We start from the raw sequence: 12,526 nt of genomic DNA, 5'->3' as shown, positions 1-12,526 counted from the left end.
AATGGAAATGACAGCAAAGGAAGTTAAAGCAGTTGGGCCATGGAAAGAGGCGTGGCGTAGCTTTAAAAAAAGCAAAGCGGCACTAGTAGGAGCAGCGATTGTTCTATTTTTTGTCTTTTTAGCTGTATTTGGTCCTTTATTTGTACCTCAAGGAATTAACGATCAAAACTTAAGCGTTCGCCTATTGCCTCCTTCTAGTGAATATTGGTTTGGCACAGATGATTTTGGTCGAGATATTTTTTCGCGAATTGTTCATGGTGCTAGAATTTCTTTAGCAGTAGGATTTTTATCGGTTATTTTGTCTGCTGTAGTAGGGAGTTTCCTCGGTATGATAGCGGGGTATTATGGACGATGGATTGATACAATTATTTCACGCATATTTGATATTATGTTGGCGTTTCCGAGTATTTTATTGGCTATTGCCATTGTATCCATTTTAGGACCATCATTGCAAAATGCGTTAATCGCAATTGCTATCATCAATATCCCGAACTTTGGCAGGCTAATACGTTCGAAAGTATTAAGCGTAAAGGAAGAAGAATATATTGTGGCTGCTAGGGCGATTGGTATGAAAGATGCCCGTATTTTATTCAGGCATGTTTTACCGAATTCTCTTTCTCCAGTTATTGTACAAGGGACGCTAGCAATCGCTACAGCAATTATTGAAGCAGCCGCTTTAAGTTTTCTAGGACTAGGGGCAACAGCGCCACAACCGGAATGGGGCAAAATGCTATCGGATGCGCGAATTCATATCATGACGGCACCGTGGACAATTTTATTCCCAGGTATAGCGATTATGTTAACTGTACTTGGTTTTAATTTAATGGGGGATGGGTTACGTGATGCATTGGATCCAAAGATGAAAAATTAAAAGAAAAAGGGTGAGCCTGATTTAATGGCTTACCCTTTAAATTTTTAATATGGAAATAAATCTGAAGATAAATAACGTTCACCTGTATCCGGTGCTAAGCTTAGCACGCGGGCTGTAGGAGGAAGTTCCTTTGCTAATTGAATAGCAAAGTATGCAGAGGCCGCACCCGATGCACCAACTAATATCCCTTCTTGCGCGGCAAGTTGTCTTGCTGTCGTTTCCGCATCTTCATCTTGAATATGAAGAATTTCATCAAAAACATCACGATTTAAGATTTTTGGAATAAACCCTGGTCCTGTACCTGGGATTTTATGTGGTCCTGGATTTCCACCTGCTAATACAGGAGATCCAGCAGGTTCCACAACATAAATTTTTAAATTCGGTAAAGCTTTCTTTAATTCTTCACCTGTTCCAGTTACCGTACCACCAGTTCCAGCTGTTAAAACTAATACATCCAGTTGATGATCAAACGCATTTAAAATTTCAATAGCCGTTGTTTTTCGATGTGCATCGGCATTTGCTGGATTATCAAACTGTAAAGGAATAAAACTATTTGGAATATCCGCTGCAATCCGCACTGCTTCATCAATAGAACCTTGCATACGTAATGTAGCAGGTGTTAGGTGAACTTCTGCGCCATAAGCTTTCATAATTTGGACGCGTTCTTTTGTTGCGTTATCAGGCATTGTAATGATGCAAGGATATCCTTTTACAGCGCAAACCATGGCTAACCCAATCCCTGTGTTTCCTGAAGTTGGTTCGATTACTGTGCTTACTCCAGGAATTAATTTGCCTTCTTTTTCAGCTTGTTCAATCATGTTCAGTGCAGCGCGGTCTTTAACGCTCCCCCCAGGATTAAAAGATTCGAGTTTAATAAAAACTTCTGCACCATCTTTAGCAGGCAGTGAATTTAACTTACAAATTGGAGTATTTCCAACTAATTCTAAAATTGAATTATGCAGTTTCATGTAGACACCTTCTTTAAAAATTTAGAAAAGGAGACGTCCGAAAAGTTATTTTGGGACGTCTCCTTTGCGACGAGGATAGTGACAATTTATTGTTACTACCACAGGAGCAAAGCTTTTTAGCGATATTTTATCATTAGAAGCATAGATGTCCAGAAAGAGTAGTGCTTTCTGGACATCCCCTTTATTAGTATAAAAAACTTCTATCAATTAATCCAAGATAATTGATTCTTATTTTGAAGCAGCTTCTAAATAAGAAAGATTCACTAATCCATCAATGTTATCTGAAGTAATATAACCAGCTTCTTTAGAAATTGTAGCCATTTCTTTTAAAACATCTTCATTTATATCCGTTGTTGGAGTTAAGCGCTCAAACGCTTTTGTTACTTCTTCTTTTGAAAGCTCTTTACCTGTAATTCCTTTTACGTGGTCAAGGAATAGTTGGATTGCTTCTTCTGGATTTTCATTAATAAAATCAATAGCTTGTTTATGAGCTTTTAATGCTTTCTTCGTTAATTCTGGATTGTTTGATGTAAATTCTTTTCTAGCAGTTACAACTGTATTTGTAGATTCACTACCCCAAGCAAATTCATTTTGATCTAATAATAATTTTGCATTGGCATTTGTTTCGATGTTTACTCCCCAAGGCTCTTGAGTTGCGGCAGCATCAATCTCACCTTTTAACATTAAAGCAGCTGTGTCAGCAGGAGCTTGTTTAATTGTGTTAACATCGCCACCACTAGATTTTACTTTTAAACCAGCATCTTGTAGAGATTTCATTAAGCCAACATCTTGTGTACTACCGAATGTTGGAACTGCCACTGTTTTACCAGCTAAATCTTTAACGCTATTAATACCTGAATCAGCACCTACAACAAGAACAGCACCACCATTAACAGCACCAGCGATAATTTCGTGCTGTGGATTTTTAACAAATGTATTTAAAGCCGGTGTAGGACCAACTGTACCTAAGTCAATTGCATTTGTTGACATAGCTTCCATAAATGCAGAACCATCACTAAATGTCTTTGTTTCAATTGTGATGCCTTCACCTAATTGTTCTTGATAGAAACCTTTTTCAAGTGCAACGATTGAAGCGATATGCGTCATATTTGGGAAGTAACCAATACGTACTTCTGTCGCCGAATCTTTTTCAGCACTCGATTCAGACTCTTTTTCGCTATTCCCACATGCCGCAAGTACTCCGATCACAAGGGTTAATAGTGCTACTAATAAAAACTTATTCTTTTTCATTTTTTCATCTCCTAATGTGTTGTTTGTATGCCATATTTTCTAAACACGTAACGTTCTAAACGTACAAAAATAAAGTTATCGATAAAGGAGCCAATTACTCCAATAATGATCATAATACTAAAGATTAAATCCATAGCTTGGATGGAACGACCTAAATCAAGAAGTGTTCCAAGTCCGCCGCTTCCACCTAGTAATTCCCCTGCAAGTACTGCGCGCCATGCAAGAGCCCATGCTAAACGAAGTCCCGCTATCAGTTGAGGTACTGTTGCCTTGAAAATAACAGTACGGAAAAGATGGAACCCAGATGAGCCCATTGTTTTTGCTACACGAATGAGTAGGGGAGAGACACTTTTAAAAGCGGTACTAGATGTAATCGTAATGGATAAAGCGGCTCCTAAAATTACGATAAAGATTACTGAGCCAACCCCAAGACCAAACCAAAGAATTGCAAGTGGCATCCAAACGATATTTGGGATTGCTTGTAAAGTAGTTACGAAAAAGCCAAGTGTATCATCAATAATTTTGTATTTATAGATTAAGAATCCAAGTACAAGTCCAATAATGACTGCAATTACAAAACCTATTAATAATCGAACGACAGATGAACCAGTCGCTTCTAATAATTGGCCACTAATTAGTCCGTTTATTAATGTTTTAATTACGGTAACGCCACCTGGGTCATTCGGAATGATGAATGGTGGCCACATGAAAGCTGGGAAAACTTCGAATTTAGATATCGCTTCCCAAATTATTATTAGGATCGTCACGAAGGCGATCCTTCTCAAGAGCGTAGTCACTACCTAGTTCCTCCTTCAGCACTTTTTCCATTTCTTGTTCAAGCTCTGTTAATATACGATTCTCTAAATGTATTAAAATGCTATCGGACGAATTACGAGGTCGCGATGCTTGCACAGGGAAGATATTTTTAATTCCACCAGGTCGAGTCTTCATTAATACAATACGGTCTGATAATACGACAGCTTCACGAATGTTGTGCGTAACAAAAATAATTGTTTTCCCTGTTTCACGCCAAAGCTTTTCAAGTTCTTTATGTAATACCATTCGTGTTTGCTCATCAAGTGCGGCAAACGGTTCATCCATTAAAAGAATTTCCGGATCCATTACAAGTGCACGCGCAATCGCAACACGTTGTTTCATACCACCAGATAATTCGTGTGGCATCGAATGAGCAAATTTTCCAAGATGCACTTTTTGTAACCAAGTCATTGCTTGTTTTTCGGCTTCTTCTTTTGGTACCTTTTTTATAAGCAGTCCATACATTACATTTTCAAGGACCGTCATCCAAGGAAATAAGCCGGATTCCTGAAATACGACAATGCGATCATTTCCGGGTCCTTTAATTTCTTTGTCGTTCACTAGTAGTGATCCAGAAGATTCTTTTTCAAGTCCTGCAATTATATTTAAAAGTGTAGACTTCCCACATCCTGAAGGTCCTAATAAAGAAACGAATTCACCTTTTTTAATCGTTAATGAAACATCATCTAACGCAATAGTTGAACTATGCTCTTTACTGTCAAACTTCTTATGTACATTTTTTAGAGTAATATGATCAGCTGACAAAATGAACTCCCTTCTTTCTTATAAAACTTATTAATTTACTATGTTTTAGGTTATAACTATAATAGTCGTTATGAAAAGTACTTTCTGTCACCTTTGTTACAATTTTCGAATATTTTTGTATAATAGAATAATAAGGGGGATGTTGATGGAACGTGTATCGTCAATTGAGCAATATGGAAAAAAGGTTTCTTTTACAAAAGGACAAAGAATTTATCAAGCTGGCGAAGAAGTGAAAAATGTTTACTATATAAAGGAAGGGTTAGTAAAGTTAGCAGATGATGCAAAAGATGGTCATTCAGTGACAATTGCCCTTCTTCATCCAGGACAACTGTTTGGATTTATTGATCGATTGAATGGGGAAGTCGAACACACTCGATACGCTGTTGCATTAACAGATACGTCATTAATTGCAATTCCAGCTGAGTTGTTTTTACAACACCGACAGGAACATTCAATACTGGAACAAAGTTTAGTTTTTACTCTAATAAAGCAATTATCCGAAGCGCATGAATTAATTTATGTTCATTCGAAAATGACGGTTGAAGAACGGCTGCGATGGTTATTAAAAAAGCTGGCAAAAGAAGTGAATGGGACTTTAACGGTGGATATTCCATTAACCCATGAGGAAATATCCTTTATGCTTGGCTGTAGTCGTCAAAAAATTACAATGTATTTAAACAAATGGAAAAAGGAAGGCATTATCGAATATGAACGGGGAAGTATTCAATTAATTAATATCGATCACCCAATTTAACATACATAAAAAAAAGACGTCCGAAAAATCATTTTGGGACGTCTGCTTTTCGTTAGTAGAACCCTTCTTCAAGATCGGGGTTTTTTTCATTTCCGTGATAGCTACGGTAGGAAACGATCAGTGTATCCAAATGCTCTAAGTTTTCCTCATAATCAAGAAGTCTAGAGAAAATGTAGAACAAGTGATAACTCGAAAATTCCTCTTCGCCTTCTCGATCTTGTTCATAGGCAATTTGTTGAATTAACTGATCCATCACATCTGCATGCTTGTTTTCTTCTTCCATTACCCATTTTGAATGCTCTGGTTTAAGTTTCCCAGTAAATTTTAATAACAATTGTTCATGGAACGTAAGGAGAAAATCAAGACGCTCCTGAACCATCGATCGAAAATGGGCAGGTAAATTAGCAATTTCATTTTCATGTTTATGCAAACGGTGAAGTAACTCCAAGCTTTTCTTTGTCGTCGTAATCATTTGACGATAAATCACGAGCTTTCTCGCCTGAATATAGCGTTTTTTCTTCGTATAATGTCGTTCTTCTTTATAGAAGTCATACAAATTCCCGACTTCGGTAAGACGGCTTTGAAATTTTGATAACGCTATTTTCGTTGACGTATGTTCGGATGCTTGTCTTGCTGCGAGTCGTGTCCAACGAATGATGTCATCCTGAAGAGAGTCGATCATCTTAAATAATTTGATTTCATATTTTGGTGGAATGAACACTAAATTTACAACAAACGCTGCAAATACACCGACCATAACCGTTACAAAGCGTACAACCCCGAACTCTAGAAAGTCATTGCCTTCATAGACCATAATGGCTACCACCGTAACAAGTGCAAGAGACATCGAACTATCCAATTTGAACTTTCGCATTAAGCCAATCACGATAATCGCAGCAATACCAATCGCGACAATATGATGACCAAACAATAAACCAAAAATGACGGCAACTGTTGCACCGATAAAATTTCCCTGTATTTGTTCTACTATAGATAAGTAGGATCTATAAATAGATGGTTGAATTGCAAAGATCGCGGCAATTCCAGCAAATACTGGGGAAGGTAAGGCGAGCAATTCCGCAAGAAAAAGTGCGAAGACAATTGCAACCCCTGTTTTTAAAACGCGGGCACCTAATTGCATGTATAAGTTCGCCCTCTCTTTCTTCAATCATTATTAGAAATTACATTACTTTACCTAACTTTTTTATGTCAGTCAAGTCCACTTAATGCTCAGAATTTGTTTTATTTTAGCTGTGAAAAGGCATAATCAACTGCTGCGATTGTTTCGATAATATCTTCTTCTTTATGCTCCGTCGTTAAGAACCATGCCTCATATTTAGACGGAGCTAAGTTTACGCCTTTTTCTAACATTAATTTAAAGAAGCGGCCAAACGTTTCACCATCTGAATTTTCAGCTTGCTCATAGTTTTCTACCTTTTCGTCTGTAAAGTAAACTGTTAAAGCCCCTTTTAAACGATTGACTGTAATCGTTACCCCGTGTTTTTCGGCAGCTTCTAGGATACCTTTTTCTAAAATAGCCCCTAAACGATCCATTTCCTCGTAAACACCAGGCTGTTTTAACACTTCAAGACAGGCAATTCCTGCTAACATGGAAGCAGGATTACCAGCCATTGTTCCAGCTTGATAGGCAGGGCCAAGTGGAGCAACTGTTTCCATAATTTCTTTACGTCCACCATAAGCCCCAATTGGAAGACCCCCACCGATAATTTTACCCATCGCCGTTAAGTCAGGAGTTAAACTAAGTAAATCTTGCGCTGCTCCATAATGGAAGCGGAATGCCGTGATTACCTCATCATGGATTGTCAGTGCCCCTTTTTCTTTCGCTACAGCATGTACATACTCTAGGAATCCTGGCTTTGGCTCAACAATTCCGAAATTCCCAACGATTGGTTCGATTAAAATAGCGGCAATTTCGTCTCCCCATTTATCAATTGCCAATTGGAACTGTTCTTTATTATTAAATGGAACTGTAATGACTTCTGTAGCTACTGCGACAGGTACCCCTGCTGAGTCAGGTGAACCTAGAGTAGCTGGACCAGACCCGGCCGCAACTAACACTTGGTCAAAGTGTCCGTGGTAACAGCCTGCAAATTTAATAATTTTTGTGCGACCTGTGTAAGCACGCGCTACACGTACAGTCGTCATTACCGCTTCAGTACCAGAGTTCGTAAAACGGACTTTATCTAATGAAGGAATAGCCTCTTTTAACATTTTGGCAAACTTTACTTCATGCTCAGTTGGTGTACCAAACAATACACCTGTTTCTGCTGCATGAGATATTGCCTGTGCGATATGTGGATGGCCAAAACCGGTAATAATCGGACCATATGCTGCTAAATAGTCAATATAGCGATTGCCGTCTACATCCCAAAAATATGGTCCTTTTCCTTTCGCCATGACGACAGGAGCACCACCACCCACTGCTTTATAAGAACGTGATGGACTATTCACCCCACCAACAATATGTTCAAGTGCTTCATTATAGACTTCTTGTGATTTTGCATGCTTCATTTTGAAAATGCCTCCTAACTATATTCATCTCTTATTGTAGACCTAAATCTGGATGAACGCCAAAGAATTTGAAACTGTCCGAGTTGTTCGGTACGATTATGAAAAAGGAGGAATTTATATGACATTGGTAAATACAGAGGCTCCGAATTTTACGTTATTAAATGAAAAAGAGGAAAAGGTTACTTTAAGTGATTTTCGTGGGAAGAAGGTTGTTCTATATTTCTATCCAAAAGATATGACACCTGGCTGCACAACAGAAGCCTGTGATTTCCGCGATCACTATGAAACATTTACGGATTTAAATGCGGTGATTCTAGGAGTAAGTGGAGATGATGCTTCCAAACATACAAAATTTATCGAAAAATATGGATTACCATTCTCTTTACTAGTTGATGAAGATCATGAAGTATGCGAAAAGTACGGTGTGTGGGTTTTAAAGAAAATGTATGGAAGAGAGTATATGGGGATTGAACGTACGACTTTTCTTATTAATGAAGAAGGCATCGTAGAAAAAGAATGGCGAAAGGTGAAAGTGAAAAACCATATCGAAGAAGTGTTAATTTATTTACAGGAAGGGCAGAACGCGTAATGCAAGTGTATTTTACTTTTGATTCAAGACCTGATTTACAACAAGATTTAATTGAGCAATTTCCAAATGTGGATTTTTCCTTTCATGATGGGATCGACGAAGAACTATTAGCCCAAGCTGATGTACTCGTTACATATGGGGAAGATTTAGAGGATGAACATATCGCATGTGCTCGTAACTTAAAATGGATTTTTGTAGCATCAGCTGGTATTGAGCTAATGCCAAAAGAGACAATAGCAAAACGAAATATTCTTGTTTCCAATGTGCGCGGGATACATAAAAAACCTATGGCAGAATCGATCCTTGCACATATTCTAGCTATAAAACGTGATTTACCTTATATCTATAACAATCAACGGAATAAAATTTGGAATAAACGCGGGGGGAGTCCAACAGAGTTAAATGGTAGTACGGCGCTCATTATTGGTCCTGGTGCAATTGGGGCTGAAATAGGAAGAATTCTACAAGCCTTTGACGTTTATACAATCGGATGTAACCGTAGCGGAAATGAAGCGCCTTTTATGAACGAAACGTATCGAATTCATGATCTGACAAAACAACTTCCAAAAGCAGATATAATTATCTCCATCTTACCAAGCACAGATGAGACGAAATATTTGTTACAATATGAGCATTTCCAGTTGATGCGTGAAAGTGCGATCTTTATGAATTTTGGTAGAGGCGACTTAGTGGAAACAGATGTCATTTATCGTGCCTTAAAAGAGCGACAAATTTCTCATGCCGTGCTTGATGTTTGTGAGGAAGAACCATTACCGTCAGACAATCAGCTTTGGGAATTGGATAATATTACAATATCCCCCCATTGTTCAAGCCACTCTTCTCGTTATTTAGAAAGAAGTTTAGAAATTTTTAAACCGAGCTTAAAAAAATGGTTAAATGGTGAGACAGATTTTGAAAATAAGGTTGACATGTTGCGCGGTTACTGAGAATAAATTAGTAGATAGGAAAACGCAATATGTTGGATTGCCTATTATCTTTATATTTTTTTGTCATAAATAATGATTTTTTATGAATATTTATTGAAAATGAACGTAAAGTAACAATGTGAAGTAAGGAAATGTTGACTAGGACAAATATATTCGTTACACTATTTATAACTATTATAAATTAAGAATCTTTATGAAAAGAGGTGCATGGCGATGTCTGAACTGCATTTAAAGGATGCGCTCGACACGTTAAAGACAACAGGCGTAAGAATTACTCCGCAGCGTCATGCTATTTTGGAATATTTAATTGAATCAATGACACATCCAACTGCAGATGAAATATACAAATCATTAGAGGGCAAGTTCCCGAATATGAGTGTAGCTACGGTATACAATAATTTACGAGTTTTTCGTGAAGCTGGCCTAGTTAAAGAACTTACTTACGGAGATGCAGCAAGTCGATTTGATTTTGTAACAAATGATCACTACCATATGATTTGTCAAAGCTGTGGGAAGATTGTTGATTTCCATTATCCAGGTTTAAATGAAGTGGAGCAATTTGCATCACATGTAACAGGCTTCAAAGTACACTCACATCGCCTTGAAGTATATGGTACATGCCAAGACTGTCTAGAAAACGAGAATAAACAAGTTTTATAATGTGTAACCTAGTAGCTTAAATGTTACTAGGTTTTTTTGTAGTCCATGAAAAACCATTCTTTTGTATTTGATTCTACTACACCATTAAAAAAGTTGACTCAAAAAAATTTGAGCCAACTTATATTGAGGTTCCCCTGGATAGCGGGAAACTTTATTTTTCTCGATTATTGTATGCTTCATTAAACTCTTTACCTTCTAAAGTCGGGTCTAGGGTTAACGGTTCATTACAATACATACACATATCTACACGACCAAGAACCTTTGTATGTCTACTACAATTTGGACACACTACCTGAACAGCGCGAGTGGAAAGCAACCCAATCCATCCATAAACGACTGTACTTCCGACAATACAAAGTAAACCAACTGTCATAAAGATTAATACTAATATTTGATTCTCGCGGAAGAAAATTGCCCCATACATAATAACGAATCCAATAAAGATAAGTGAAAGTGCAAATGAGCGAATTTTATTTATTTTATTTGAGTATTTCTTTTTTGCCATGTTCTATGCCTCCCAATCTAGACTCTACTATATCATAGAACGTTTTAGTTTGCGGAGATGAAAAATATCAAATTTACATTTCTTCTATAAATCATGTGTGTAAAGAAGTAAAGAAAATTGAAAATGACGAACTTCGCTATACGGCTTATTTAAAATTAAGTGCAGTTTTGATTGAAATTGTAGAAAGGCACTTAAATATAAATATGTCCTATCTTCAATCCGCGGCTTTGGAAAATTTCTTTCTATGATCATCGTGCGAAAAAATATGTCATTACTTTGTTATTTGATCAAATTTAATTTTTTTCTCAAGCTGTTTGAGAAGGAATCTAACGAATTGTGTCGAAACCAATAACGGAATCGTAAATTAGGAGGGGTAATATGGAGCATATTTTACGCCCGATTTACCAAGAACGTGCAAGTCAATCTGATACATTAGGAGTTATCCTTGTTTCAAAGCGTGAAGAGACGAAAAGTATTACAGATACATTTGATACAGTTCTATTAATAATTGTAAAAGACGCAGTAAACCCAATCTTTACTAAGCATTATTTATATGAAGGACAAAAAATGGCCATGCACGTTGTAACGGAAGCAATCTTAAATAAGTGGCTTTATATTGGTTCTAACAGACGTGTTGTAGATTGGATCTTCCATGGAAAAGTAATGTTTGATCGAAATGAATATTTACATAATCTTAGATTGAAGCTACAAGAGTTCCCATTCTTTGGTCGGAAAATTAAATCTGGTATTCAGTTTTCCAAATTAATTCGCCGTTATTTTGAAGGAAAAGAATTTTTCAACCATGGTAATTTTCTAGATTCATACAATCATGTAGTCGAATCACTTCATCATCTAGGGCGATTATCAGTTATCGATAATGGCTTATACCCAGAAGTAACGGTTTGGTCTCAAGTAAAAAAAATCGAACCAGCCATTTACAAGTTATATGAAGAACTAGTAATGAGCACAGAGACTCTAGAGAAAAGGTTAGAGTTATTATTTTTAGGAATTGAGTTTTTAATCAATTCCAGAACACATGATGGAGCTCAGCATATATTAGAGACGATGTTGTCGAAAGAAACATGGACAATTCAGGAGCTACATAGCCATCGCGAATTAAAGTATTACTCAAAGGACTTAGAAGTATTTGTGGAGTATTTAATTGATAAAGGATACATCTTAATAGATCCAACTGTTGCCAAAAGCGAAATGGTTTATCACAGATATTACAAAGTAGATAGAGAATTTGTAGAAAATGAATACGTTTTAACGAATCAATAAATACTGTCGTAGTGCAGTTTTGGGGTGGTTTATATACACACCCCAATTTTTTTGTGAGAAAGTGTTGACTTAAATATAAATTCTAATGTATTATAGTTAACGTCGCTGATAGAAAAGAGCGATGATCATAACGAAGTAGTTTTCTACTAACAACTTTTACAAAGAAAGTTGTTGACATGAAGATGGGAAGTTGTTATTATTGAGAAGTCGCTGAAAAATAACTGATAAAAAAGTTGTTGACAACGACTCGTGAAAATGTTATGATTTGAAAGTTACTTTTGAGAAGTGACTGAAATGAACCTTGAAAACTGAACAACAAAACGTTAATGAAATAAAGTTTCTCATTAAGTTGAGAAACAAAATTTGGACATCATAATTGATGCCAGCAAGAAATTTGAGCTAATCAAATTTTCTCTTTTATGGAGAGTTTGATCCTGGCTCAGGACGAACGCTGGCGGCGTGCCTAATACATGCAAGTCGAGCGGACCTTTGGGAGCTTGCTCCTAAAGGTTAGCGGCGGACGGGTGAGTAACACGTGGGCAACCTGCCCTATAGTTGGGGATAACTCCGGGAAACCGGAGCTAATA

Annotated in this window: 13 protein-coding genes and 1 rRNA gene; 7 read left to right on the top strand and 7 right to left on the bottom strand. The window is 37.1% G+C overall.

Features of this window, described 5'->3' with window-relative positions; all coding sequences use genetic code 11:
• The first annotated feature begins 1 nt into the window (after window position 1).
• Window positions 2-871, top strand: coding sequence for a nickel transporter permease (nikC, locus tag EK386_RS11915; RefSeq protein ID WP_126659473.1), 870 nt, complete (start codon window positions 2-4; stop codon window positions 869-871).
• A gap of 44 nt (window positions 872-915) precedes the next feature.
• Here the strand turns inward: nikC and cysK are convergent, their stop codons facing one another.
• From cysK to EK386_RS11895, 4 genes are all read right to left on the bottom strand, one after another.
• Entirely contained in the window at window positions 916-1,839 is a 924-nt protein-coding gene (cysK, locus tag EK386_RS11910) for a cysteine synthase A (protein ID WP_126659396.1), read from the bottom strand.
• Between the two features lie 228 nt (window positions 1,840-2,067).
• Entirely contained in the window at window positions 2,068-3,090 is a 1,023-nt protein-coding gene (locus EK386_RS11905) for an aliphatic sulfonate ABC transporter substrate-binding protein (RefSeq protein ID WP_126659395.1), read from the bottom strand.
• An 11-nt stretch (window positions 3,091-3,101) separates the two neighbouring features.
• On the bottom strand, window positions 3,102-3,887 hold the full coding sequence (locus tag EK386_RS11900; RefSeq protein ID WP_126659394.1) for an ABC transporter permease: 786 nt from the start codon (window positions 3,885-3,887) through the stop codon (window positions 3,102-3,104).
• Complete coding sequence (locus EK386_RS11895) at window positions 3,820-4,671, bottom strand: ABC transporter ATP-binding protein (RefSeq protein WP_179966030.1); 852 nt, start codon at window positions 4,669-4,671, stop codon at window positions 3,820-3,822. Before EK386_RS11895 ends, EK386_RS11900 begins: the two co-directional genes overlap by 68 nt.
• Window positions 4,672-4,816: 145 nt before the next feature.
• Here EK386_RS11895 and EK386_RS11890 point away from each other — a divergent pair, with 145 nt between their 5' ends.
• Entirely contained in the window at window positions 4,817-5,425 is a 609-nt protein-coding gene (locus EK386_RS11890) for a Crp/Fnr family transcriptional regulator (protein ID WP_158674419.1), read from the top strand.
• Between the two features lie 52 nt (window positions 5,426-5,477).
• On the opposite strand, the gene EK386_RS11885 is transcribed toward EK386_RS11890, so the two are convergent.
• Complete coding sequence (locus tag EK386_RS11885) at window positions 5,478-6,566, bottom strand: FUSC family protein (protein WP_126659392.1); 1,089 nt, start codon at window positions 6,564-6,566, stop codon at window positions 5,478-5,480.
• A 101-nt stretch (window positions 6,567-6,667) separates the two neighbouring features.
• On the bottom strand, window positions 6,668-7,957 hold the full coding sequence (locus EK386_RS11880; RefSeq protein WP_126659391.1) for a glutamate-1-semialdehyde 2,1-aminomutase: 1,290 nt from the start codon (window positions 7,955-7,957) through the stop codon (window positions 6,668-6,670).
• A 118-nt stretch (window positions 7,958-8,075) separates the two neighbouring features.
• Between EK386_RS11880 and bcp the strand changes: the two genes are divergently transcribed.
• From bcp to perR, 3 genes are all read left to right on the top strand, one after another.
• Complete coding sequence (gene bcp / locus EK386_RS11875) at window positions 8,076-8,546, top strand: thioredoxin-dependent thiol peroxidase (RefSeq protein ID WP_126659390.1); 471 nt, start codon at window positions 8,076-8,078, stop codon at window positions 8,544-8,546.
• Window positions 8,546-9,493 (top strand): D-2-hydroxyacid dehydrogenase, encoded by a 948-nt coding sequence (locus tag EK386_RS11870; protein WP_126659389.1) that lies wholly within the window; start codon window positions 8,546-8,548, stop codon window positions 9,491-9,493. The genes bcp and EK386_RS11870 overlap by 1 nt, the downstream gene beginning before the upstream one ends.
• A 213-nt stretch (window positions 9,494-9,706) precedes the next feature.
• Window positions 9,707-10,153 carry a peroxide-responsive transcriptional repressor PerR gene (gene perR / locus EK386_RS11865; RefSeq protein WP_126659388.1) on the top strand — a complete coding sequence of 149 codons (447 nt, stop codon included), beginning with the start codon at window positions 9,707-9,709 and terminating at the stop codon, window positions 10,151-10,153.
• A gap of 151 nt (window positions 10,154-10,304) precedes the next feature.
• Here the strand turns inward: perR and EK386_RS11860 are convergent, their stop codons facing one another.
• A complete protein-coding gene (locus EK386_RS11860; protein WP_126659387.1) occupies window positions 10,305-10,658 on the bottom strand; it encodes a YgzB family protein in 354 nt (117 codons plus the stop codon).
• A gap of 378 nt (window positions 10,659-11,036) precedes the next feature.
• Between EK386_RS11860 and EK386_RS11855 the strand changes: the two genes are divergently transcribed.
• Window positions 11,037-11,939, top strand: a complete 903-nt coding sequence (locus EK386_RS11855) for a nucleotidyltransferase-like protein (RefSeq protein ID WP_126659386.1) — start codon at window positions 11,037-11,039, stop codon at window positions 11,937-11,939.
• Between the two features lie 416 nt (window positions 11,940-12,355).
• Window positions 12,356-12,526, top strand: a 16S ribosomal RNA gene (locus EK386_RS11850); the annotation flags it as partial.

This window comes from Lysinibacillus antri (assembly GCF_003977595.1).
In the GTDB taxonomy this organism is placed as follows: Bacteria; Bacillota; Bacilli; order Bacillales_A; family Planococcaceae; genus Ureibacillus; species Ureibacillus antri.
The sequence above is the reverse complement of the archived record's forward strand: the minus strand, read 5'-3'. Positions and strand labels throughout refer to the sequence as shown.